This window comes from Pseudomonas sp. LBUM1643 (assembly GCF_059716215.1).
In genome coordinates, this window is the sequence record NZ_CP166813.1 from 4,521,236 (window position 1) to 4,544,005 (window position 22,770).

The 22,770-nt window shown below is 60.8% G+C and carries 20 protein-coding genes; 15 read left to right on the forward strand and 5 right to left on the reverse strand.

Annotated elements, in window-relative coordinates:
• Window positions 1–66: 66 nt before the first annotated feature.
• Together ACA063_RS20430 and ACA063_RS20435 are read right to left on the reverse strand one after the other, a co-directional pair.
• Window positions 67–1,050 carry a FecR family protein gene (locus ACA063_RS20430; RefSeq protein ID WP_497663129.1) on the reverse strand — a complete coding sequence of 328 codons (984 nt, stop codon included), beginning with the start codon at window positions 1,048–1,050 and terminating at the stop codon, window positions 67–69.
• 40 nt (window positions 1,051–1,090) lie between these two features.
• Window positions 1,091–1,591, reverse strand: a complete 501-nt coding sequence (locus tag ACA063_RS20435; RefSeq protein WP_497663130.1) for a sigma-70 family RNA polymerase sigma factor — start codon at window positions 1,589–1,591, stop codon at window positions 1,091–1,093.
• Between the two features lie 226 nt (window positions 1,592–1,817).
• On the opposite strand from ACA063_RS20435, the gene tynA reads away from it, so the two are divergent.
• Entirely contained in the window at window positions 1,818–4,106 is a 2,289-nt protein-coding gene (gene tynA / locus ACA063_RS20440) for a primary-amine oxidase (protein ID WP_497663131.1), read from the forward strand.
• 117 nt (window positions 4,107–4,223) lie between these two features.
• Here the strand turns inward: tynA and feaR are convergent, their stop codons facing one another.
• From feaR to paaY, 3 genes are all read right to left on the reverse strand, one after another.
• On the reverse strand, window positions 4,224–5,138 hold the full coding sequence (feaR, locus tag ACA063_RS20445; protein WP_497663132.1) for a transcriptional regulator FeaR: 915 nt from the start codon (window positions 5,136–5,138) through the stop codon (window positions 4,224–4,226).
• An 84-nt stretch (window positions 5,139–5,222) separates the two neighbouring features.
• Window positions 5,223–6,146 (reverse strand): phenylacetic acid degradation operon negative regulatory protein PaaX, encoded by a 924-nt coding sequence (gene paaX, locus ACA063_RS20450; RefSeq protein ID WP_162440932.1) that lies wholly within the window; start codon window positions 6,144–6,146, stop codon window positions 5,223–5,225.
• A 211-nt stretch (window positions 6,147–6,357) separates the two neighbouring features.
• Entirely contained in the window at window positions 6,358–6,951 is a 594-nt protein-coding gene (gene paaY, locus ACA063_RS20455; protein ID WP_497663133.1) for a phenylacetic acid degradation protein PaaY, read from the reverse strand.
• Between the two features lie 351 nt (window positions 6,952–7,302).
• On the opposite strand from paaY, the gene paaF reads away from it, so the two are divergent.
• From paaF to ACA063_RS20525, 14 genes are all read left to right on the forward strand, one after another.
• Window positions 7,303–8,076, forward strand: a complete 774-nt coding sequence (gene paaF / locus ACA063_RS20460; protein ID WP_497663134.1) for a 2,3-dehydroadipyl-CoA hydratase PaaF — start codon at window positions 7,303–7,305, stop codon at window positions 8,074–8,076.
• 67 nt (window positions 8,077–8,143) lie between these two features.
• A complete protein-coding gene (gene paaG / locus ACA063_RS20465) occupies window positions 8,144–8,935 on the forward strand; it encodes a 2-(1,2-epoxy-1,2-dihydrophenyl)acetyl-CoA isomerase PaaG (protein ID WP_194692560.1) in 792 nt (263 codons plus the stop codon).
• 3 nt (window positions 8,936–8,938) lie between these two features.
• Complete coding sequence (gene paaH / locus ACA063_RS20470; RefSeq protein ID WP_497663135.1) at window positions 8,939–10,456, forward strand: 3-hydroxyacyl-CoA dehydrogenase PaaH; 1,518 nt, start codon at window positions 8,939–8,941, stop codon at window positions 10,454–10,456.
• Window positions 10,449–10,898, forward strand: coding sequence for a hydroxyphenylacetyl-CoA thioesterase PaaI (gene paaI / locus ACA063_RS20475; protein ID WP_497663136.1), 450 nt, complete (start codon window positions 10,449–10,451; stop codon window positions 10,896–10,898). The genes paaH and paaI overlap by 8 nt, the downstream gene beginning before the upstream one ends.
• The gene (pcaF, locus tag ACA063_RS20480) at window positions 10,891–12,102 is read left to right on the forward strand and encodes a 3-oxoadipyl-CoA thiolase (RefSeq protein WP_497663137.1); all 1,212 of its coding nucleotides are present in this window, start codon (window positions 10,891–10,893) and stop codon (window positions 12,100–12,102) included. Before paaI ends, pcaF begins: the two co-directional genes overlap by 8 nt.
• Before the next feature lie 99 nt (window positions 12,103–12,201).
• Window positions 12,202–13,527: a phenylacetate--CoA ligase PaaK gene (paaK, locus tag ACA063_RS20485; protein WP_497663138.1), complete on the forward strand. Its 1,326-nt coding sequence runs from the start codon at window positions 12,202–12,204 to the stop codon at window positions 13,525–13,527.
• 2,025 nt (window positions 13,528–15,552) lie between these two features.
• Entirely contained in the window at window positions 15,553–16,542 is a 990-nt protein-coding gene (gene paaA, locus ACA063_RS20490; protein ID WP_162440992.1) for a 1,2-phenylacetyl-CoA epoxidase subunit PaaA, read from the forward strand.
• A 28-nt stretch (window positions 16,543–16,570) separates the two neighbouring features.
• Entirely contained in the window at window positions 16,571–16,852 is a 282-nt protein-coding gene (gene paaB / locus ACA063_RS20495) for a 1,2-phenylacetyl-CoA epoxidase subunit PaaB (RefSeq protein WP_003208899.1), read from the forward strand.
• A gap of 8 nt (window positions 16,853–16,860) precedes the next feature.
• The gene (gene paaC / locus ACA063_RS20500; protein ID WP_497663139.1) at window positions 16,861–17,622 is read left to right on the forward strand and encodes a 1,2-phenylacetyl-CoA epoxidase subunit PaaC; all 762 of its coding nucleotides are present in this window, start codon (window positions 16,861–16,863) and stop codon (window positions 17,620–17,622) included.
• Window positions 17,609–18,142, forward strand: a complete 534-nt coding sequence (gene paaD / locus ACA063_RS20505; protein ID WP_497663140.1) for a 1,2-phenylacetyl-CoA epoxidase subunit PaaD — start codon at window positions 17,609–17,611, stop codon at window positions 18,140–18,142. Before paaC ends, paaD begins: the two co-directional genes overlap by 14 nt.
• Before the next feature lie 33 nt (window positions 18,143–18,175).
• Window positions 18,176–19,252 carry a 1,2-phenylacetyl-CoA epoxidase subunit PaaE gene (paaE, locus tag ACA063_RS20510; RefSeq protein WP_497663141.1) on the forward strand — a complete coding sequence of 359 codons (1,077 nt, stop codon included), beginning with the start codon at window positions 18,176–18,178 and terminating at the stop codon, window positions 19,250–19,252.
• Between the two features lie 229 nt (window positions 19,253–19,481).
• A complete protein-coding gene (locus ACA063_RS20515) occupies window positions 19,482–19,790 on the forward strand; it encodes a DUF485 domain-containing protein (RefSeq protein ID WP_162440988.1) in 309 nt (102 codons plus the stop codon).
• On the forward strand, window positions 19,787–21,433 hold the full coding sequence (locus tag ACA063_RS20520) for a cation acetate symporter (RefSeq protein WP_497663142.1): 1,647 nt from the start codon (window positions 19,787–19,789) through the stop codon (window positions 21,431–21,433). Before ACA063_RS20515 ends, ACA063_RS20520 begins: the two co-directional genes overlap by 4 nt.
• A gap of 31 nt (window positions 21,434–21,464) precedes the next feature.
• Window positions 21,465–22,718 carry an OprD family porin gene (locus tag ACA063_RS20525; protein ID WP_497663143.1) on the forward strand — a complete coding sequence of 418 codons (1,254 nt, stop codon included), beginning with the start codon at window positions 21,465–21,467 and terminating at the stop codon, window positions 22,716–22,718.
• Window positions 22,719–22,770 lie beyond the last annotated feature (52 nt).

Genomic DNA, 22,770 nt, shown 5'->3' on the forward strand with positions numbered 1-22,770 from the left:
TGCGCTTGTTAATGCAAACCAGTTGCAGTTGGACAAGAAGACGAAGAACTCAAAAAAAACCTGAATCTATTTTGAAATTATTTCCTGACTGCCGTCATCGAGAGTGCGCACAGCCACCGGCAAAATGTTCGGCAAGGCCTTCAGCAAGGCGTCAGTGTTGTCGGATTTGAACACGCTGGTCAGGCGCAAATTACCCACTTTTTCATTGCCGACGGTGAGGGGTTTCTCCCGGTAACGGGACACTTCGGCGGCGACTTCGCTAAGGCTCGCGTTGTTGAACACCAGCTTGCCGCTGCGCCAGGCGGTGAGCTCCGCGGGATTGACCGCATACGCCGCTGTGACAAAACCCTTGGCATCAACACGCGTCCCGGTTCCGGCAGTGAGGCTGACAAATTCGTTGTCGGCTGCGTCCCGCCCCTGGACCTTGACCGTGCCCTGCTCCACCACGACCCGGGTTTCAGCAGGGTCACGACGCACATCGAAACGGGTTCCGGTGACAGTGATTTTTCCGCTTCCAGACGCCACGACAAAAGGTCGGCTGGTATCGTGTTCAACACTGAACATCGCCTCGCCTTCGCTCAGTTCGATGTGACGAAGGTCCTGTTCATAACGCACCTGAACCCGACTGTGGCTGTTCAAGTCGATCACCGAACCATCGGGCAACGCCACCTGCCGACGCTCACCCAGCGCCGTGGAGAACTCGGCGGTGTAAGGGCCCGGGGATTTCAAGCCACTGAACAAACCAAGCCCCAGCGACACGGCCAACACACTGGCGGCCACGGCATAGCGCATCAAAGGACGACGTTTGCCGCGCGCCGGCAGGGCTTCGCACAAGGCCTGCAAACGCGCCGCCGGCACCAGGTCAGCGGCTGACCACAATCCTTGAAGTACCTGAAATTCTTCACGGTGTTGCGGGTGTTCCCCCTGCCAGGCATCAAAACGCTGGCGCTCTTCAACGTCCACGACCGGTTCCTGCAAACGCACAAACCACCGCGCCGCCTCATCGCGAACCGCCATTTGCCCGCACGCGCAATCACGAGTATCCATCATGGAAGTTCCTGTCTGACCGGGAATGGAAAGAGGCGACCGATCATGATTGCAACCCGTCCAGCCGATCGCGCAGATGCCGCAGGGTGCGGATCATATACTTTTCCACCATGTTCTTGGACAGTCCCAGGCGTTCGGCAATTTCGGCCTGGGTCAGGCCCTCGATCTTCTGCCAGACGAACACCTTGCGGCAATTGACCGGCAGTTCGGCGAGCGCCCGCTCAATGGAGTCAGCCAACTGGATCGCCTGCATGAAATGCTCCGGGTCGCCGGACGACGACACACTGGTATCGATCGCCTCCGACTCCATGGCGCCCCGCCGATCCTCACGCCGATAACCATCCACCGCGATGTTGCGCGCGGTCTGGTGCAAGTAAGCTCGAGGCTGCTCCACCGCCGCCGAATCGGACTCAAGCACCCGCACAAAGGTGTCGTGGGCAAGGTCCTCGGCCTGCTGACGATTTCTCAGGCGACGGGTCCAGGTGCCAACCAACTCTTCGTAATGCTCGAAAAAGCCATGTTTGCGAGGCAGCTTGGGGGTCATTGCGGCGCGCTGTGGAGAGGGGTGCGAATAGTAATGCTTCCTATTAAGCCGAAGCAATGGATTCCAGACCGGCGCTACCGAGGGCTCTTCAGCCGGATCAACACGTGAAAAGTTGATTTAGGCACGCAGCCAAAGGATTCTGGCAGCAATTCCAAACAAGCTCTGCACGGGCTGTAGCAAAGTGCACGTGTGCCTGTCACCTGGCTTGCCCATAGGAACCCCGCAAATGTTCACCACCGTCGCAGCACCCAACAGAAAACCGCGCACCCGGCTCGCGCTGGCCATTACCTTGAGCATGCTCGGCTTGCCCGGCTGGATCACTCAGGCCAATGCTCACGGCGGTCATGCCGAAATGGTGCCGCTGCAAGCAGGCCTTGAGGAATTTGGCGCGACGGTCAAATGGGACGATTACGCCAACCTGTTCGTGATCGCCAAGGACGGGGTCTACCTCAAGGTCAAGCCGGACAGCAAAGTGGCGATGCTCAATGGCAAGCGGATGGAATTGACCGTGCCTGTAGTGTTCAAGGGCCAGACCGCCTACATGTCCAAGGATTTCATCAATCAGGTGTTCCAGTCCGGGCTGGACAAGACGTTTGTGGTCGAGACCCGGCCTAACCCGCTCAATCCGTTAAGCGCCGACGAAATCACCCGTGCGGTGGACATCGTCAAACGCTCCGCTCACTACAAAACCGGATTTCGCTTCACCGAAGTGTCGATCCATGAGCCGCCCAAGGATCAGGTGTGGACGTTTGCCCTCACCGGCCAAACCGTCGCCCAGCCCCGTCAGGCCAACATCGTGGTGCTCGACGGCAAGCACGTGATCGAAGCGCTGATCGATCTCGACAGTCAGTCCATCCTGTCCTGGAAACCGATCGAAGGTGCCCACGGCATGGTCTTGCTGGACGACTTCGGCACCGTGCAATCGGCCATCGAGGCCAGCCCGGAGTACGCCCAGGCGCTGGCCAAGCGTGGTATTTCCGATGTGAAAAAGGTCGTGGCAACGCCGTTGACGGTCGGGTATTTCGACGGCAAGGACGGTTTGGCGCAGGACAAACGGCTGCTGAAAATCGTCAGCTACCTGAACACCGGTGACGGCAACTATTGGGCTCATCCGATCGAAGGGCTGGTGGCCATTGTCGACCTCGAGCAGAAAAAACTGATCAAGATCGAAGACGGTGGCGTCATCCCTGTGCCGATGAAGCCGACGCCTTATGACGGTCGCGGCCGCAAGGGGGTTGCCGTCAAGCCGCTGGAAATCACCGAGCCGGAAGGCAAGAACTACACGATTACTGGCAACAGCATTCACTGGCAAAACTGGGATTTCCACGTTCGCCTCGATTCTCGGGTCGGCCCGATCCTGTCCACCGTGACCTATGACGACAAGGGCAAGAAACGCAAGGTCATGTACGAAGGTTCGCTGGGCGGCATGATCGTGCCCTATGGCGATCCCGACGGCGGCTGGTATTTCAAGGCTTACCTGGATTCAGGCGATTACGGTATGGGCACGCTGACTTCGCCTATCGCCCGGAGCAAGGATGCACCGGCAAACGCCGTGCTGCTGGACTCCACCATCGCTGACTACACTGGCGCGCCGACCACGATTCCCCGCGCCATGGCGGTGTTCGAGCGCTACGCGGGCCCCGAGTACAAACACCAGGAAATGGGCCAGCCCAACCTCAGCACCGAACGGCGTGAACTGGTGGTGCGCTGGATCAGCACCGTCGGCAACTATGACTACATTTTCGATTGGGTTTTCCAGCAGAACGGCACCATTGGAATCGATGCCGGCGCCACCGGGATCGAAGCGGTCAAGGGCGTGAAATCCAGCACCATGCGCGATGCGACCGCCAAGGAAGACACGCGCTACGGCACGCTGCTGGACCACAACATTGTCGGCACCACCCACCAGCACATCTACAACTTCCGCCTGGACATGGACGTGGACGGCGAGAACAACTCGCTGGTGGAAGTGAACCCGGTGGTTGCCCCCAACGAACGCGGTGGACCGCGGACCAGTACGATGCAGACTGAACAACAGGTGGTCGGCACCGAACAGCAGGCGGCGCAGAAGTTCGACCCCTCGACCGTTCGCTTGCTGACCAACTTCAGCAAGGAAAACAAGGTCGGCAATCCGGTGTCCTACCAGTTGATTCCTTATGCCGGTGGTACGCACCCGGTGGCCAAGGGCGCCAACTTCGGCAAGGACGAATGGCTCTATCACCGCTTGAGTTTCATGGACAAACAACTCTGGGTGACACGCTACAACCCGGATGAGAAATACCCGGAAGGCAAGTACCCGAACCGCTCGGACAAAGACTCCGGCCTCGGGCAGTTCACCCACGATAACCAGCCCATCGAAAACAGCGATAACGTGGTGTGGCTGACCACCGGCACCACCCATATCGCCAGGGCGGAAGAGTGGCCGATCATGCCGACGGAATGGGTGCACGTCCTGCTCAAGCCGTGGAATTTCTTCGATGAAACCCCGACGTTGAACCTGAACGCCCCTCAGTAAAACAACGCAAATCCCTGTAGGAGTGAGCCTGCTCGCGATAGCGGTGTGACAGACGACATGCATGTTGACTGACACTCCGCCATCGCGAGCAGGCTCACTCCTACATGGGACCGCGTTTCAAGCGTGCTTCTTGCGGTATTCGCCCGGTGAGATACCGAAGCGTGATTTGAAGGCCGTGGAGAAGTAGCTCGAATCCGAGAACCCCCACGAATACCCCAACACCGACAACTTCTGCTCGGTCCGCGCCTGCCGCAAAGACTCGGCACACAAATCCAGACGCCGGTTCTTGATGTAACGCGCGACCACCAAACCCTTCTTGGCAAACATTCGATAAAGCCCGCGCGTGGACATGCCGACTTCCCGCGCCAGCCACTCGGGGCAGAGCTCTTCCGAGCGGATGTGCTGATCGATAAAACTCAGGGTCCTGCGAAAGGTGCGTTCGTGCGCGTCGCTGCCGTCATCTGACTGGCTGATCGCCGGGCGCAGCAGGCTGACAATGGCCTCCAGCGTCGCTTCACTTTCCTGGCGGCTCAGGCATTTTTGCCGCGTGGCGTCGAGTATCAAGCGCTGGGACAGCATCGCGATGGGCGAAGTCGCCGCGATCCGGTGACCGCATCGCACCTGATTGAAACGCAGTGTCTGCTCCACCAGTTGCGAGGGCAGGATCAGCGACAACTGCCGGGAGTTTTCACTGTAGGTAAAGTCGCTGGGGCGCGACGCGTCGATCAAGGTGATGTCACCAGCCGAAAGCAACACCTTGTTGTCGCCTTGAGCCATGCCCGCCGAGCCGTCGAGCTGGAACACCGCAAAGTATTTGCCACCCTCGCCCGCTGCAACCTCCAGCGGCGTGCGATACAGCCGCGCCTGGCAGGCGTCGACAAAACTGAGCTTCAACGCGCCGTCCTGATGTTCCAGGATCTGGCCGGCAAATGCGTCGCCCAGGGGTTGAGCATTAAAGGCGCCACAGATCTGGTTGATCTGATGAATCCACTGATCAAATCCATCACGGCGCTGTGCTATTGAAGCAATCATGTCGGGCCTCACGCAGGCTTGTTTTTATTATCTACGCCAATCCCCTGGTCCTCCCTGACCGCAATGCGCTCGGGTAAAAACGGACTATTTCAGCCCGCCAAACCGTCGGTAGAAACTTTCACCTACATCGGGCAACGGCCCGTCAGCGGTTTCCAGCGCACTGTTCAGCCATTCCTCGGCCTTGGCGTAAATCAATCGATAAATGTTGCGGCACAACTGGCGGGCAGCGCGTCCTTCCCAGTCGCCGGGCAGCAGTTCGTCCGGCAGCTGCGGGTCGCGCAACAGCAATTTGCGGTACTCGTGGATAAGCAGGACGCGTGCCAGGAAACAGTCGGCCGGTTGCAGGTTCTCCTGCTCGCGAAGCGCCTGCCAGAGCGGTCGGAACAGCTGGATGAACTCGCTGTAATGGGTCGCCAGTTCCTCGATGTTCCAGCTCTCGCGCACTTGCAGGCGCAAGGCTTTGGACGCCAGCACATCCTGGGCGGTCGTTTCGAACACGATGGTCTCTTCCTGCGCGCCGAGTTCAAGCAGCGTCGCATTGAGGTCGGCCCGGTCACTGCGCGGGCAGGCCAGTACCGCTGGCGAGATCGCACCAAAACCTTGCCACTCCAGTTCTTCGCGCACTTGTTTGCGCTTGTCCTGAGTCAGCTGCGTGAGCATCACCAGGCTCCACGAACCGTCCCAGGCGGGCACGGTGGAGCTGTAGACCCTCTTGAACGCCTTGTCGAAACGTCGGCGACCGGCGCCGGTCAGGCTGTAGTAACTGCGACGCCCGACTTTCTCCGCGGTCAGCCAGCCTTCTTTGGTCAGACGGAAAATAGAGGTGCGGATCAGACGCTCGTTGATACCGATCGGTTCGAGCAACTGGATCAGGCTACCCAGCCAGACGGTCCCGCCATGGGGCTCGATGGCATCCCCGTACAACGTGATGATCAAGGAACTGGCGCGAATGGGCGTCTGTTCCTGGAAGCGGGTAATCAGGTGGTTCAAAGGTGTCAGGGACGACATAGGCGTACCGAGCTGAAAAAAGAAAAGGAATATACCGGTTTCACAAGGCTCACACGCCCCCCTGTAGCAGCTGCCGAAGGCTGCGTCCGGCTGCGAAGCAGTCGCCAGGCCAGTCGGCGCGCATTGGCGGGTAAATCGCGGTTGCAGGTTTTACGACTGCTTCGCAGCCGGACGCAGCCTTTGGCAGCTGCTACACGGTTTGTGGCGTTCATCACGTCGAGCCCTTGGGCCGCAGGCCACTGTCGCTGATACGCGGGCGGTCAGGCTCCGGCTCGGTCAAGGGTTCGCAGACCTGCATCTGCTCAAGGCAACGCTGGGCCAGTTGCTGATACGCACGGGTACCGGCTTGTTTCCACGCCACTTCCTCATCGCTGAGACTGCGCTTGACGCTGGCCGGCGCGCCCATCACCAGTGATTGCTCCGGGCATTCGAATCCGGCTTTGACGAAGGCTGCCGCCGAGACGAACGACCGCGCACCGATGCACGCGTTGTCCATCACCACCGCATTCATGCCCACCAGTGCATCCGCACCAATCCGGCAACCGTGAAGCACGGCGCCGTGACCGATATGACCATTGCGCTCGACCACCGTGTCGCTGTCCGGAAAACCGTGCATCACGCAGGTGTCCTGCAGGTTGGCACCCTCTTCCAGCACGATCCGGCCAAAGTCGCCCCGAAGGCTGGCCAGCGGTCCGACGTAGCAATGCGCACCGATAATCACGTCGCCAATCAGAACGGCGGACGGGTGAACGTAAGCCGTGGGATCAACCACCGGAGTCAAGCCATCAAGGCTGTAGCAGGTCATGGGGATTTCCTAATAAGCGAAAGCGATGCCGAAGTTGATTCATTTTGTATCACATCGCTTTTGACATCACAAAGTCAAAAAACCGTATCACTTAATGGATCCGAAATGGTCGCGTCTTTTTATGGATGAAAAACAGGGTTTTACGCCAATAAAATAGGGTACAAAACCGCAACAAGCTTCTTATCAGACATCCGTTTCAAAAACCTCACCACAACCAATAAGACACATTAATTCTATTTTACAGTTGCATTTACGTATCACGTTGCAGGTATACTCCGGCAAAACCGGCCTCGCGCCGATCCAATAATGAGCCGGCATCACCGCCGAGCGTGCACCGTGAGGGCATCTGCCATGCCTCTAACACTTGCTGTCGAGTTCATCGCGCCGGGCGTTCGCCTGATCACCCTGCAGCGTCCGCAAGCGCTGAACGCCCTGACCACCGAATTGCTCGGTGAATTGGCTGACGAACTGGACGCCGCCCAGGCCGACGCAAATACCCGCGTCGTAGTCCTGACCGGCAGTCGCAAAGCCTTCGCAGCCGGCGCCGACATCAAGGAAATGGCCGAACGCAATCTCGTCGGCATTCTCGACGACCCGCGTCAGGCTTCGTGGCAAACCATCACCCGCTTCAACAAACCCTTGATCGCCGCCGTCAACGGCTTCGCCCTGGGCGGTGGCTGCGAACTGGCGATGCACGCGGACATCATTGTTGCCGGGGAAGACGCCCGCTTCGGCCAGCCGGAAATCAATCTCGGGATCATGCCCGGCGCCGGTGGCACCCAACGCTTGCTGCGCGCTGTCGGCAAATCCATGGCGATGCAAATGGTCCTGACCGGCGAGGCAATCCACGCTCGCCAGGCCCAGCGCGCCGGCCTGGTCAGTGAAGTGACTCAACCGGAATTCACCGTCGAACGCGCCCTGCAGATTGCCCGCAGCATCGCTGGCAAGGCACCGCTGGCGGTGCGCCTGGCCAAGGAATCCTTGCTCAAGGCCATGGACACCGACCTGGCCAGCGGCCTGCGCTTCGAACGCCACGCCTTCACCGTTCTGGCCGGCACCCGCGACCGTGACGAAGGCATTCGGGCTTTCCAGGAAAAGCGCACGCCGACGTTCACCGGCGAATAACCCGTCGTCCCGTCATCCCTCATCACCTAAAAAAGCCGCGAACGATTTCTCAGAGAGCGCCATGACCATGAACTTCGAACACATCCTGTTTTCCATCGAGGCCGGTGTCGCCCTGCTCAGCCTCAATCGGCCGGACCAGCTCAACAGCTTCAATACGCAGATGCATGGCGAGGTCAAGGAGGCGCTGAAGCAGGTGCGGCAGAACCCGGACGTGCGCGTCCTGCTGCTCACCGGTGAAGGCCGCGGCTTCTGTGCCGGGCAAGACCTCAGCGACCGCAACGTCGCGCCGGGCAGTGCCGTGCCGGATCTGGGTGAGTCCATCGAGAAGTTCTACAACCCCCTGATCCGCCAATTGCGCGACCTGCCGCTGCCGGTCATCTGCGCGGTCAACGGTGTCGCCGCCGGTGCCGGCGCCAACATCCCGCTGGCGTGCGATCTGGTGTTGGCGGCGCGTTCGGCCAGTTTCATTCAAGCCTTCTGCAAGATCGGTTTGATCCCGGATTCCGGCGGCACCTGGACTTTGCCGCGCCTGGTTGGCATGGCCCGCGCCAAGGCCCTGGCCTTGCTGGGCAATCGCCTGAGCGCCGAACAGGCCGAGCAATGGGGGCTGATCTACCGCGTGGTGGATGACGCCGAACTGCGCGCCGAAGCCTTGACCCTCGCCCGCCATCTGGCCACGCAACCGACGTATGGCCTGGCGCTGATCAAACGCAGCTTGAATGCGAGCCTGAGCAACACCTTCGACGAACAGCTCGAACTCGAAAAGGACCTGCAGCGTCTGGCCGGGCGCAGTGAGGACTACCGTGAAGGCGTCGGCGCCTTCATGGAAAAACGCAGCCCAAGTTTCAAGGGGCGCTGAGTCATGACGGCACTGAACACAAACGCTCGTATCGCGGTGATCGGCGCCGGGGCCATGGGCGCCGGTATCGCTCAGGTCGCCGCACAGGCCGGCCATCAGGTGTTGCTGCTGGACAACCGTCCGGGCGCCGCCGCACAGGCCATCGAAGGTATTGACCGGCAGTTGGGCAAGCGCGTCGAGAAAGGCAAGCTTTCAAGCGAGGCACGGATGGCGACGATCGCCCGCCTGCACGCCGTGGAAGCCATCGAAGCGCTGGTCGATTGCGAGTTGGTCATCGAAGCCATCGTCGAAAACCTTGAGGTCAAACGTGCACTGTTTCGCCAACTGGAAAGTGTCTGCGGCGAACGGTGCATCCTCGCCAGCAACACCTCGTCGCTGTCGATCACCAGCATCGCCGCGCAGCTGAATCATCCTCAACGCCTGCTCGGCCTGCACTTCTTCAACCCCGCACCGATCATGGCGCTGGTGGAAATCGTCTCGGGCCTGGCCAGCGATCCAGCGCTCGCCGAATGCCTGTACGACACCGCCAACGCCTGGGGCAAAAAACCGGTGCACACCCGTTCGACGCCGGGCTTCATCGTCAACCGTGTCGCGCGCCCGTTCTATGCCGAAAGCCTGCGCCTGCTGCAGGAAGGCGCCGCCGACTGTCCGACGCTGGATGCGTTGATGCGCGATGCCGGTGGCTTTGCGATGGGCGCATTCGAGCTGACCGATCTGATCGGCCATGACGTCAACTACGCAGTGACCTGTTCGGTGTTCGACGCCTACTACGGCGACACACGTTTTCTGCCTTCGCTGATCCAGAAAGAACTGGTCGAGGCTGGCCGGCTGGGGCGTAAAAGCGGTCAGGGGTTTTACAGCTATGCCGAAGGCGCTTCCCGCCCTGATCCGATCGAAATCAGCAGCAATGCAGCCGTTGAAACCGCTGTTGTGGAGGGTAATCTCGGCATCGCCAACGCACTGATCCCGCGCTTGCTTGACCACGGCATCGACGTTATCCAGCGCGACGGCCAAGGCCTGTTGCGGGTCGGCGATGCGGTGCTGGCCTTGAGTGACGGGCGCATGGCCTGCCAACGGGCTGCGGAAGACGGCCTGCGCAATCTGATCCTGCTTGATCTGGCGTTTGACTACGGTCAGGCCAAACGGATTGCCATCAGTTGCTCAGCCGATATCACCGACTCCGCGCTGGACCAGGGGGTCGCCCTGCTGCAACGCGCTGGTTTCACCGTCAGCCGACTCAGCGACAGCCCGGCCCTGGCCGTGTTGCGCACGGTCGCGATGCTCGCCAACGAAGCCGCCGACGCCGTGCTGCAAGGCGTGGCTTCGGCCGCCGACGTCGATCTGGCCATGCGCGCCGGGGTCAATTATCCCCAGGGCCCGCTGGCCTGGGCCGATGCCATCGGGCTTTCGCACATCCTGACCGTACTGGAAAACCTGCACGCCGGTTACGGCGAAGAACGCTATCGCCCGTCGCTGCTGCTGCGTCGCCGGGTCGCCGAAGGGAGAACGTTCCATGACTAACCACGAAGCCATGAACCTGGCCAGCCAGTGCGCCCAAACCATGCTCAAGCGCGACGCCGCCAGCCAGGCCATGGGCATGCGCCTGCTCTCCGCCGCGCCCGGTTGTGCCCGTGTCGGCATGAGCGTGCGCGCCGACATGATTCAAGGTCACGGCACCTGCCACGGCGGCTACCTGTTTGCTCTCGCCGACTCGGCATTTGCCTTCGCCTGCAACAGCTACAACGACGCCACGGTGGCCATTGGTTGCAGCATCGACTACATCGCCCCGGCACATCTGGGCGACACACTGACTGCCGATTGCATCGAACAAAGCCGCTCCGGCCGCACCGGCAACTACGACGTACGCATAGAAAACCAACAGGGCCAGCTGATCGCGCTGTTCCATGGCAAATCCTACAAAGTGCGCGGGACAGTGCTCGCGCAGGAGAACCCGAATGAATGACGCCTTGATCATCGACGCAGTGCGGACCCCGATCGGCCGTTACGCAGGCGCCTTGAGCAGCGTGCGCGCCGACGACCTCGGCGCCGTGCCGCTGCGTGAACTGCTGCGCCGTTATCCGCATGTCGACTGGAACGCGGTGGACGATGTGATCTACGGCTGCGCGAACCAGGCCGGCGAAGACAACCGCAACGTGGCGCGCATGTCGGCGCTGTTGGCCGGGTTGCCGGTCACGGTGCCGGGCACCACCCTCAACCGCTTGTGCGGTTCCGGGCTGGATGCCATTGGCACGGCAGCCCGGGCGATTCGTTGTGGTGAAGCCGGTTTGATGCTGGTGGGCGGCGTTGAATCGATGTCCCGTGCACCGCTGGTGATGGGCAAGGCCGAGCAGGCGTTTTCCCGCGACGCGCAGATGTACGACACCACGATCGGCTGGCGCTTCGTCAATCCGCTGATGAAAAAAACCTTCGGCATCGACTCCATGCCGGAGACCGCCGAGAACGTCGCCGAGCAGTTCAACATCTCCCGCGCAGACCAGGACGCCTTCGCGCTACGCAGTCAGCAACGGGCCGCCGCCGCTCAGGCCAGCGGGCGCCTGGCCAAGGAAATCGTCGCCGTGGAGATCCCGCAGCGCAAAGGTCCGGCCAAGGTCGTCGAGCATGACGAGCATCCCCGTGGCGACACCACCCTCGAACAGCTGCAGAAACTCGGCACGCCGTTTCGCGAAGGTGGCAGCATCACTGCCGGCAACGCCTCCGGGGTCAACGACGGTGCCTGTGCGCTGTTGCTCGCCAGCCCGGAAATCGCCAGGCGTCATGGCCTCAAAGCCCGAGGCCGCGTTGTGGCCATGGCCACGGCGGGCGTCGAGCCGCGCATCATGGGCATCGGCCCGGTACCCGCGACGCGCAAGGTGCTGGAACTGGCCAACCTGAGCCTCGCCGACATGGACGTGATCGAACTCAACGAAGCCTTTGCCGCACAAGGTCTGGCGGTGCTGCGCGAACTCGGCTTGAGCGACACCGATCCGCGGGTCAACCCCAACGGCGGCGCGATTGCCCTCGGCCATCCACTGGGTATGAGCGGTGCACGGCTGGTGACGACCGCCCTGCACGAGCTGGAAGAACGTAACGGTCGCTATGCCTTGTGCACCATGTGCATCGGCGTGGGCCAGGGCATCGCGCTGATCATCGAGCGTTTGTCCGACTAAAGAACCGCGATTCCCGAGGAGCCGAGAGGTATCCTTGGGGCATGCACTCAAAGCCCTTCTGCGAAAGGGCTGAAACACAAAAACAATTCGAGTGAAATCATGAACATGCCAATTGCCAACGCCGTGCTTGATCCACAGCTGGACCCGCTGGAAACCGCCAGCGTCGACGAACTGCGTCACCATCAGCTGGACCGCCTGCGCTGGAGCCTGAACCACGCCTACAACAATGTGCCGTTGTACCGTCAGCGTTTCGATGCCCTGGGCGTTCATCCCGACGACATCAGATCCCTGGAAGACCTGGCGAAGTTTCCGTTCACCACCAAGACCGACCTGCGCGACAACTACCCGTACGGCATGTTTGCGGTCCCGATGCACGACGTGGTCCGCCTGCACGCATCGAGTGGCACCACCGGCAAACCAACGGTTGTGGGTTACACCCAGAACGACATCGACACCTGGGCCAACGTCGTCGCCCGTTCGATCCGCGCAGCCGGTGGCCGACGCGGCGACAAGGTGCACATTTCCTATGGCTACGGCCTGTTCACCGGCGGTCTGGGCGCCCACTACGGCGCCGAACGTCTGGGTTGCACGGTCATCCCGATGTCCGGCGGCCAGACCGAGAAACAGGTGCAACTGATCAAGGATTTCCAGCCGGACATCATCATGGTCACGCCGTCCTACATGCTCAACATCGCGGACGAAATCGAGCGCCAGGGCATCGACCCGCACAAACTGGCCCTGCGCCTCGGCATCTTCGGCGCCGAGCCCTGGACCGGCGAACTGCGCAGCGCCATCGAGAACCGCCTGGGCATTACTGCGCTGGACATCTACGGCCTGTCGGAAATCATGGGGCCGGGCGTCGCCATGGAATGCGCGGAAACCAAGGACGGGCCGACGATCTGGGAAGACCACTTCTACCCGGAAATCATCGATCCGATTACCGGTGAAGTGCTGCCGGACGGGCAAATGGGCGAGCTGGTGTTCACCTCCCTCAGCAAAGAAGCCCTGCCGATGATCCGCTACCGCACCCGCGACCTCACGCGCCTGCTGCCGGGGACCGCACGACCGATGCGGCGGATCGACAAGATCACCGGGCGTAGCGATGACATGCTGATCATTCGCGGAGTTAACGTGTTTCCAACGCAGATCGAAGAACAGGTGCTGAAAATCAAACAGCTTTCAGAGTGTTATGAGATTCATCTGTATCGCAACGGGAACCTGGACAGCGTTGATGTGCATGTGGAGTTGAAGGCAGAGCATCAGCATTTGAGTGACGATCAGCAGAAGGCCGTCTGTGGCGAGCTGAGTCGGCATATCAAGACGTACATCGGGATCAGTTCGCGGATCGTTTTGCAACCTCTGCATTCGATCAAGCGCTCCGAGGGCAAAGCGTGCCACGTGATGGACAAACGCCCTAAAGCATGACTGCTGCACCCTTTACAGCCCCGCTCTTGCGGGGTTTTTTTTGCGGGCGCGGCGGCTATTGGCTCGGTCCTTATACCGAATGATTCCCCTGTGGGAACTGGCTTGCCAGTGATGGCGGCCTGACAGGGTATGCGTATTTCCCTGATGTACCGGATCAAACTGTGGGAGCTGGCTTGCCGGCGATGGCGGCCTGACAGCCGATGGGTATTTCCCTGATGAACCCGGATCAAACTGTGGGAGTAAGCCTGCTCGCGATGGCAGCCTGACAGGCTATGAGGTTTTGAGGGTTTACATATCCATTCCTGCGGTAACGACCGCTATGGGTTTCGCTTTTACAGCGAGTCACTTTTGAAAGAGCCGGAATGCCGGCCCAGTCAAAAGTAACCCAAACGCTCTTGCCCCACCACTTGGCACCTCGCCTAAGCTCGGTGTGCCCTCACTCCGGCATTGCTCCGCGGGTCGCCGCGATGGGCCTTCCCTGGCCCAGCGCGGCTAAACCGGCATCCTTGCCGGTTTACCCGCTGCGCAAGACCTGCGTTCGGCCAGCGTGGTTTAACGGGGCGCCCGAGATCAAAATCAAGAGCAAAGCGAGGCGGCCTGCCAGCCGGCCTGACGCTTGAAGCCTGCGTGTTTCCCTGTGGGAGCTGAGCTTGCCCGCGATGGAGGTTAACGATGACGAGATATCATTGGAAAAAACGCCACCCTGTAGGAGCTGTCGAGTGAAACGAGGCTGCGATCTTTTGATCTTGCCTTAAAAAACCAAGTCAAAAGATCGCAGCCTCGTTTCACTCGACAGCTCCTACAGGGATAACGAAAAGCGGGGGGAACGCCTAAACGTCAGGTCGGCTGGCAGGCCGCCTCGCTTTGGCATTTGATCTGCTTTTGATTTTGATTTTCTTGCCCCCTCGGCAGGCCGAGCGCAGGTTCTGCGCAGTGGGCAACCCGGCATGGATGCCGGGTTAGCCGCGCACGGCCATGGATGGCCGATCGCGGCGGGCCCACGGAGCAGGACCGGAGCGAGGGTATGCCGAGCCCAGGCGAGGCACCGGACGAAAGGGGCAAGAGCGTTTGGTTACTTGGCGCTCCTCCAAGTGACTCGCTGTAAGAGCGAAACCAATAGCGGCCGTGACCGCAGGAATGGATATGTACACCTGCAGGAAACTCATCGCCTGACAGGCCGCCATCGCTGGCAAGCCAGCTCCCACAGTTTGATCCGGGTACATCTGGAAGAAACCTGTCGGCTATCAGGCCGCCATCGCGAGCAGGCTCACTCCCACAGGAAAACGCGCAGGTCTGAAGCGTCAGGTCGGCTGTCAGGCCGCCTCGCTTTGTTTTTGATCTGCTTTTGATTTTGATTTTCTTGCCCCCTCGGCAGGCCGAGCGCAGGTTCTGCGCAGTGGGTAACCCGGCAAGGATGCCGGGTTAGCCGCGCACGGCCATGGATGGCCGATCGCGGCGGGCCCACGGAGCAGGACCGGAGCGAGGGTATGCCGAGCCCAGGCGAGGCACCGGACGAAAGGGGCAAGAGCGTTTGGTTACTTGGCGCTCCTCCAAGTGACTCGCTGTAAGAGCGAAACCAATAGCGGCCGTGACCGCAGGAATGGATATGTACACCTGCAGGAAACTCATCGCCTGACAGGCCGCCATCGCTGGCAAGCCAGCTCCCACAGTTTGATCCGGGTACATCTGGAAGAAACCTGTCGGCTATCAGGCCGCCATCGCGAGCAGGCTCACTCCCACAGTTTGATCCAGGTGCATCAGGAAAATATCGATCGCTGTGAGGCCGCCATCGCCGGCAAGCCAGCTCCCACAGTTTGATCCGGGTGCATGAGGGGAATACTCATCGTCTATCAGGCCGTGATCGCGAGCAGGTTTTGCTCCTACGAAAACACCCCAACCCAAGACCCCACATCCCAAAGCGATACAAAAAACAAACACGACACGTTATTTTGTGTTTGATATTAATTTCTGTATCGCTTATAAAGTTCTCCATGCCAACAAACAGATTCACGGCGGGAGACCCCCATGTACGCACAGCTCGTAGAAACAGGCGTCAAGCGCATCAAGGACCTGTCGGAAATGTCCGAACAGGAACGCGCTTTCCAGGAAAAAATCGATTCAGAAATCAAGATCGAAGCTAAAAACTGGATGCCTGATGCCTATCGCCAGACCCTGATCCGGCAGATTTCCCAACACGCTCACTCCGAAATCGTCGGCATGCTGCCCGAAGGCAACTGGGTCACCCGCGCCCCTACGCTCAAACGCAAACTGCAACTGATGGCCAAGATTCAGGACGAAGCCGGTCACGGCCTCTACCTCTACAGCGCCATGGAGACCCTCGGCGCTGACCGCGACGAAGAAATCGCCAAGCTGCACAGCGGCAAGGCCAAGTACTCCAGCATCTTCAATTACCCGACGCTGAACTGGGCTGACATGGGCGCCGTGGGCTGGTTGGTGGATGGCGCCGCGATCGTCAATCAGGTGGTGTTGCAACGAACGTCATACGGCCCGTATTCCCGAGCCATGGTGCGCATCTGCAAGGAAGAAAGTTTTCACCAGCGCCAGGGCTACGAAATCCTCCTGACCATGATGCGTCACGGTAATCAGGCGCAAAAAGACATGGTCCAGGACGCGATCAACCGCCTGTGGTGGCCGTCGCTGATGATGTTCGGTCCAAGCGACGAACACTCGCCCAACAGTGCCCAGTCCATGGCCTGGAAAATCAAGCGCCAGAGCAACGACGAACTGCGCCAGCGCTTCATCGACCAGACCATCCCGCAGCTGGAACTGCTGGGCTGCACCTGCCCCGACCCGGACCTGAAGTGGAACGCCGAGCGCGGCCACTACGACTTCGGCGAGATCCAGTGGAGCGAGTTCTACGAAGTGCTCAAGGGCAACGGCCCGTGCAACCAGGAGCGCGTGTCCACCCGCCGCAAAGCCATCGAAGACGGCGCCTGGGTTCGTGAAGCCGCGGTCGCCCACGCTCGCAAAAAACAAAACAAGAACGCCGCCTGATTCGGCCACCTGATCTGGAGACACCGTCATGTCCGAATGGACCCTTTTTGAAGTCTTCGTGCGCAGCAAGCACGGCCTCAACCACAAGCATGTCGGCAGCGTGCATGCCGCCGACACCACCATGGCCATCGAGAACGCGCGCGAGCTGTACACCCGTCGCAGCGAAGGCGTGAGCCTGTGGGTCGTGCCGTCGGCGCTGATCACCGCGTCCTCGCCGGATGAAAAAGACCCGCTGTTCGACCCGGCGGACGACAAGGTCTATCGCCACGCCAGCTTCTACGAGTTGCCGGCTGAAGTCGGGCACATGTGAGGTCGACCATGAATAACCAGACTGATCTGATCGAATACCTGCTGCGCCTCGGCGACAGCGCCCTGATCCAGGGCCAGCGCCTGTGCCAATGGTGCGGCAAGGCCCCGGCGCTGGAAGAGGAACTGGCGCTGATGAATGTCGGCCTCGACCTCGTCGGCCAGGCCCGCAACTGGCTGGAATACGCCGCCGAATTGCTGAACGACGGTCGCGATGCCGATCACCTGGCATTCCGTCGAGACGAGCGCGCGTACCGCAACCTGTTGCTGGTGGAGCAACCCAACGGCGACTACGCCGTCACTATCCTCAAGCAATTTCTGTATGACGCCTGGCACCTGCAAGTGCTGACCGGCCTGAGCCAGTCCAGCGATGAACGCATTGCCGGAATCGCCGCCAAAGCCGTCAAGGAAGTGACCTATCACTTGCGCCGCTCCGGCGAGTGGGTCGAGCGCCTCGGAGACGGCACCGAAGACAGCCACCAGCGCATGCTCGCGGCCATCCCCGAGGTCTGGCGCTTCACCGTCGAACTGACCAGCGCCGACGACAGCGAACAACGCCTGTGCGAAGCCGGCCTCATCCCGGCCGCCGCAGAAGTCGCCGCTGCCTGGCAAAAAACCGTCAGCGAAACCTTTGCCCGCGCCACCCTGCCCGTGCCCCCGGCGCCCAGCTATTTCTATCTGGATGCACGCAAGGGCCTGCACTCCGAACACCTCGGCATCCTGCTGGCCGAGATGCAGTTCCTGCCACGAGCGTACCCCGATGCAACCTGGTGAGCTGATCGCCAGCGACCAGGGCGCCCGGCCGGCTCAGCCGAGTGACCTGGCGGCCGCGTGGGCGACATTGGCGCAGGTCATGGACCCGGAAGTGCCGGTGGTCAGCGTGGTCGACCTGGGGATTGTGCGCGATCTCGACTGGCGGGCCGGGCACTTGCACGTGGTGGTCACGCCGACCTACTCCGGTTGCCCCGCCACCGAAGTGATCGAAAGCGACATCCGCGACGCGCTGGAACTGGCTGGCTTCAAGGCGCCGCTCCTGGAGCGCAAATTGACCCCGGCCTGGACCACCGACTGGATCACCCACAGCGGTCGTGAACGCCTGCGCGCCTACGGCATTGCGCCGCCCGAAGGCAGCACGAGCAAACGCAGCCTGCTCGGCGAAAGCCCGGTAATCGCCTGCCCGCAATGCGGCAGCGCACACACCGAAGTGCTCAGTGAATTCGGCTCCACCGCGTGCAAGGCGCTGTATCGCTGCCGCGATTGCCTGGAACCGTTCGACTATTTCAAGTGCATCTGAGCGGCGATCGGCCGTCCCAGCTGGAGAACAATAATGAGTAAATTTCACAGCCTGACCATCAAGGACGTGCGCAACGAGACCCGTGACGCGGTGTCCATCGCCTTCGAGATTCCGCAGCACCTGCAGGACAGTTTTCACTTCACCCAGGGCCAGCACCTGGTGATGCGCACCCAGATGGATGGCGAAGAAGTGCGCCGCTCCTACTCGATCTGCACGGGCGTCAACGACGGTGAACTGCGCATTGCCATCAAGCGTGTGGTCGGTGGGCGTTTCTCGGCGTTTGCCAACGAACACCTGGAAGCCGGGCACTGCCTGGAAGTGATGCCACCGGCCGGACACTTTCACGTCGAACTCGACCCGACGCGCCATGGCAACTACCTGGCTGTCGCCGCCGGCAGTGGCATCACGCCGATCCTGTCGATCATCAAGACCACCCTGCAGACCGAACCGCACAGCCGCGTGACCTTGCTGTACGGCAACCGCTCAAGCTCCGGCGCCTTGTTTCGTGAACAGCTCGAAGACCTGAAAAACCGCTACCTGCAACGCTTGAACCTGATCTTCGTGTTCAGCCGCGAGCAGCAGGATGTCGACCTGTACAACGGCCGGATCAACGCCGAGAAATGCGAGCAACTGTTCTCCCGCTGGCTCGACGTCAAAGCCCTCGATGCCGCCTTTATCTGCGGCCCGCAGGAAATGACCGAAACCGTACGCGACAGCCTCAAAGCCAAGGGCATGGCGCCGGAGCGTATCCACTTCGAATTGTTCGCCGCCGCTGGCAGCCAGCAAAAACGCGAAGCCCGGGAGGCAGCGCATCAGGTGGACGCCGCGGTCAGCCAGATCACGGTGATCAGCGACGGTCGTGCGCTGGCGTTCGACCTGCCGCGCAACAGCCAAAGCATTCTCGATGCCGGCAACGCCCAAGGCGCTGAACTGCCCTACTCCTGCAAGGCCGGCGTGTGCTCGACCTGCAAGTGCAAGGTCATTGAAGGCGAGGTGGAAATGGACAGCAACCACGCCCTGGAAGACTACGAAGTCGCGGCCGGTTATGTGCTGTCGTGCCAGGCCTTTCCGATCAGCGACAAAGTGGTGCTGGATTTCGATCAGCTTTGATGACAGCGAAGGGCCCTGTAGCAGCTGCCGAGCCCGCGAGGCTGCGTTCGGCGGCGAAGCCGTCGTGAAATTAGACGATGCGGTTTGTCTGCAAGACCGCGCATTCAGGTGTTACGACGGCTTCGCCGCCGAACGCAGCCTCGCAGGCTCGGCAGCTGCTACATACAGAGTTCGTTTCAACCGCAGACATGTTTCACCCCACAACAAAAACAACAACAGAGAGCGCGCCATGACTCCACAAGACGTAGAACTCATCCGCCAGCACCCCGACTTCATCCAGCTGGTCCGACGAAAACAGAACCTGTACTGGTCGCTGTCGCTGATCATGCTGGTGATTTATTTCGGCTTTGTCCTGTTGGTGGCCTTCTCCCCCGCCACCCTCGGCCAATCCCTGAGCGGCGGTGTGACCACCGTCGGCATGCTGGTGGGCGTGGTCATCGTTTTGATGGCGTTCGCCCTGACCGGTTTCTACGTCTATCGCGCCAACAACGTCATCGACCCGCTCAACGAAAAACTCAAGCAGGAGTGCGCACAATGAGCCGTCTTATGGCCTTGTTCCTGCTGCCATTGGCAGTAGTCACCGACCTGGCAGTTGCCGCTGACGGCGCGTCCCGCCCGCTGAACTGGAATGCCATCGGCATGTTCCTGGTGTTCGTGCTGTTCACCCTCGGCGTGACGCGCTGGGCAGCGTTGCGCACCCGTTCCGCCAGCGATTTCTACACCGCGGGCGGTGGCATGACCGGGTTCCAGAACGGATTGGCCATTGCCGGCGACATGATCTCGGCGGCGTCCTTCCTGGGCATTTCCGCCATGATGTTTCTCAACGGCTACGACGGTTTGCTCTACGCCCTCGGCGTATTGGCCGGCTGGCCGATCATTCTTTTCCTGATCGCCGAACGCCTGCGCAACCTTGGCAAATACACCTTCGCCGACGTGGTCTCCTATCGCCTGGAACAAACCCCGGTGCGCCTGACGTCAGCCTTCGGCACCCTGACCGTGGCCCTGATGTACCTGGTGGCGCAGATGGTCGGCGCCGGCAAGTTGATCGAACTGCTGTTCGGCATCGACTACCTCTACGCGGTCATGCTGGTCGGTGTATTGATGGTGTTCTACGTGACCTTCGGCGGCATGCTCGCCACCACCTGGGTACAGATCATCAAGGCCGTGATGCTGCTGTTCGGCACCACGTTCATGGCCTTCATGGTGCTCAAGCATTTCGGTTTCAGTACCGAGGCGATGTTCGCCAGCGCCACCGCCGTGCACGCCAAAGGCACCGCCATCATGGCGCCGGGCGGCTTGCTGTCGAACCCGATCGATGCGATCTCGTTGGGGTTGGGCATGATGTTCGGCACCGCCGGTCTGCCGCATATCCTGATGCGATTCTTCACCGTCAGCGATGCCAAGGAGGCGCGTAAAAGCGTGTTCTACGCCACCGGTTTTATCGGCTACTTCTACCTGCTGCTGATCATCGTCGGCTTCGGCGCGATCGTCATGGTCGGCACCGATCCGTCGTTCCGTGATGCCAACGGCGCGATCATCGGCGGCGGCAACATGATTGCCGTGCACCTCGCGCAAGCCGTCGGCGGCAACCTGTTCCTGGGCTTCATTTCTGCGGTCGCGTTCGCCACCATTCTGGCGGTGGTTGCCGGGTTGGCCTTGTCCGGCGCGTCGGCGGTGTCTCACGACCTGTATGCCTGCGTGATTCGCAAGGGCCAGGCCACGGAGCAGCAGGAAATCCGTGTTTCGCGCATTGCGACCCTGTGCATCGGCGTTCTGGCAATCATCCTTGGCCTGCTGTTCGAGTCGCAAAACATCGCGTTCCTGTCCGGCCTGGTACTGGCCATTGCCGCCTCGGTGAATTTCCCGGTGCTGTTCCTTTCGATGTACTGGAAAGGCCTGACCACCCGCGGCGCGGTCACTGGCAGCCTGGCGGGGTTGATCTCGGCCATTGTCCTGTTGGTGCTGAGCCCGGCGGTGTGGGTCAACGTCCTGCACTACGAAAAAGCCCTGTTCCCGTACTCCAACCCGGCGCTGTTCTCGATGAGCCTGGCGTTCTTGAGTGCCTGGCTGTTTTCCGTCACCGACACCTCACCCCGTGCAGCCCTTGAACGCGGCCGTTACCTGGCGCAGTTCATTCGCTCCATGACCGGGATCGGTGCCTCCGGCGCCAGCAAGCACTAATAACGACGATTGACGGCAGGGAATAAAAACAATGAAGCCCGCACGTACTGCTCCTTATGAATCACTGTTTTCGTTAGCCGCTGCATTGAGTCTGCCCATGGTCGCACCGAGCGCCATGGCCGACTTCGTCAGCGACAGCAAGGCCCGTATCGAGATGCGCAACCACTACATCAACCGCGATTTCCGCCAGGACAATGCGGCCCAATCCAAGGCTGAAGAATGGGCGCAGGGATTCACTGCGCGCATCGAGTCCGGGTTCACCGATGGGACCTTGGGGTTCGGCCTCGATGCGCTGGGGGAGTTGGGACTGAAACTCGACTCCAGCCCGGATCGACGGGGCACCGGACTGTTGCCCTTTGGCCCGAACAGCCATGAACCTGCGGACGAGTTCAGCGAGCTGGGCCTGACCGGCAAAGTGCGGGTGTCCAGGAGCGTATTGAAGCTCGGCACCCTGCAACCCTTGCTGCCGGTGGCGACTTACAACGACACCCGCCTGTTGGGTTCGACCTTTGAAGGCGGCTTGCTGACCAGCCAGGAAATCAGCGGCCTGACGGTGAACGCCGGACGCCTGACCAAGGCCAACCTGCGCGATTCCTCCAGCAACGATGACATCGGTTACGGCGCCGCCAGCAGTGATCACTTCGACTTTGCGGGCGGCACCTACGCCTTCAGCCCGCAGCTGAACCTGAGCTACTACTACGGCAAGCTCGAACAGATTTATCGCCAGCAATTTGTCGGACTGGTGCACACCCAGCCGCTGGGCAACGGTTTCAATCTGCGCAGCGACGTGCGTTATTTCGACAGCCGGGGCGACGGTGCCGAGCGGGCCGGACGCATCGACAACCGCAACTTCAACAGCATGTTCACCGTGTCTCACGGTGCGCACAAAGTGAGTGCGACCTACCAGCAGTTGTCCGGCGACAGTGCGTTCCCGTTCCTCAACGGCGGCGACCCGTACGTGGTCAACCTGGTGACCTACAACACCTACACCCGCGCCGACGAAGACTCCTGGCAGTTGCGTTACGACTATGACTTCGCCGCCCAAGGCATCCCCGGCCTGACCTTCATGACCCGCTACACCGATGGTCGCAACGTCAAGGCCGGCGCCGTCGATAACGGCCGCGAATGGGAGCGCGACACCGACATCAGTTACGTCATCCAGAGCGGCGTGTTCAAGGACGTCAGCCTGCGCTGGCGCAACGTGACCTTCCGTTCCGGCAATGGCTTGACTACTGCCCTCGATGAGAACCGGCTGATCGTCGGTTACACCGTGGCGCTCTGGTAATTCCTGAATGGCGCGGCTGCGGCTGCGCCAGACCTTTTCATCATCATCTGGA

Coding starts and splice junctions, on each gene's coding strand:
- tynA (WP_497663131.1), top strand. CDS start 1,818: ATGTTCACCACCGTCGCAGCACCCAACAGAAAACCGCGCACCCGGCTC.
- paaA (WP_162440992.1), top strand. CDS start 15,553: ATGTACGCACAGCTCGTAGAAACAGGCGTCAAGCGCATCAAGGACCTG.
- paaH (WP_497663135.1), top strand. CDS start 8,939: ATGACGGCACTGAACACAAACGCTCGTATCGCGGTGATCGGCGCCGGG.
- paaK (WP_497663138.1), top strand. CDS start 12,202: ATGAACATGCCAATTGCCAACGCCGTGCTTGATCCACAGCTGGACCCG.
- paaG (WP_194692560.1), top strand. CDS start 8,144: ATGAACTTCGAACACATCCTGTTTTCCATCGAGGCCGGTGTCGCCCTG.
- paaY (WP_497663133.1), bottom strand. CDS start 6,951: ATGACCTGCTACAGCCTTGATGGCTTGACTCCGGTGGTTGATCCCACG.
- paaB (WP_003208899.1), top strand. CDS start 16,571: ATGTCCGAATGGACCCTTTTTGAAGTCTTCGTGCGCAGCAAGCACGGC.
- ACA063_RS20435 (WP_497663130.1), bottom strand. CDS start 1,591: ATGACCCCCAAGCTGCCTCGCAAACATGGCTTTTTCGAGCATTACGAA.
- paaX (WP_162440932.1), bottom strand. CDS start 6,146: ATGTCGTCCCTGACACCTTTGAACCACCTGATTACCCGCTTCCAGGAA.
- feaR (WP_497663132.1), bottom strand. CDS start 5,138: ATGATTGCTTCAATAGCACAGCGCCGTGATGGATTTGATCAGTGGATT.
- paaD (WP_497663140.1), top strand. CDS start 17,609: ATGCAACCTGGTGAGCTGATCGCCAGCGACCAGGGCGCCCGGCCGGCT.
- ACA063_RS20430 (WP_497663129.1), bottom strand. CDS start 1,050: ATGATGGATACTCGTGATTGCGCGTGCGGGCAAATGGCGGTTCGCGAT.
- ACA063_RS20515 (WP_162440988.1), top strand. CDS start 19,482: ATGACTCCACAAGACGTAGAACTCATCCGCCAGCACCCCGACTTCATC.
- paaF (WP_497663134.1), top strand. CDS start 7,303: ATGCCTCTAACACTTGCTGTCGAGTTCATCGCGCCGGGCGTTCGCCTG.
- pcaF (WP_497663137.1), top strand. CDS start 10,891: ATGAATGACGCCTTGATCATCGACGCAGTGCGGACCCCGATCGGCCGT.
- ACA063_RS20525 (WP_497663143.1), top strand. CDS start 21,465: ATGAAGCCCGCACGTACTGCTCCTTATGAATCACTGTTTTCGTTAGCC.
- ACA063_RS20520 (WP_497663142.1), top strand. CDS start 19,787: ATGAGCCGTCTTATGGCCTTGTTCCTGCTGCCATTGGCAGTAGTCACC.
- paaC (WP_497663139.1), top strand. CDS start 16,861: ATGAATAACCAGACTGATCTGATCGAATACCTGCTGCGCCTCGGCGAC.
- paaI (WP_497663136.1), top strand. CDS start 10,449: ATGACTAACCACGAAGCCATGAACCTGGCCAGCCAGTGCGCCCAAACC.
- paaE (WP_497663141.1), top strand. CDS start 18,176: ATGAGTAAATTTCACAGCCTGACCATCAAGGACGTGCGCAACGAGACC.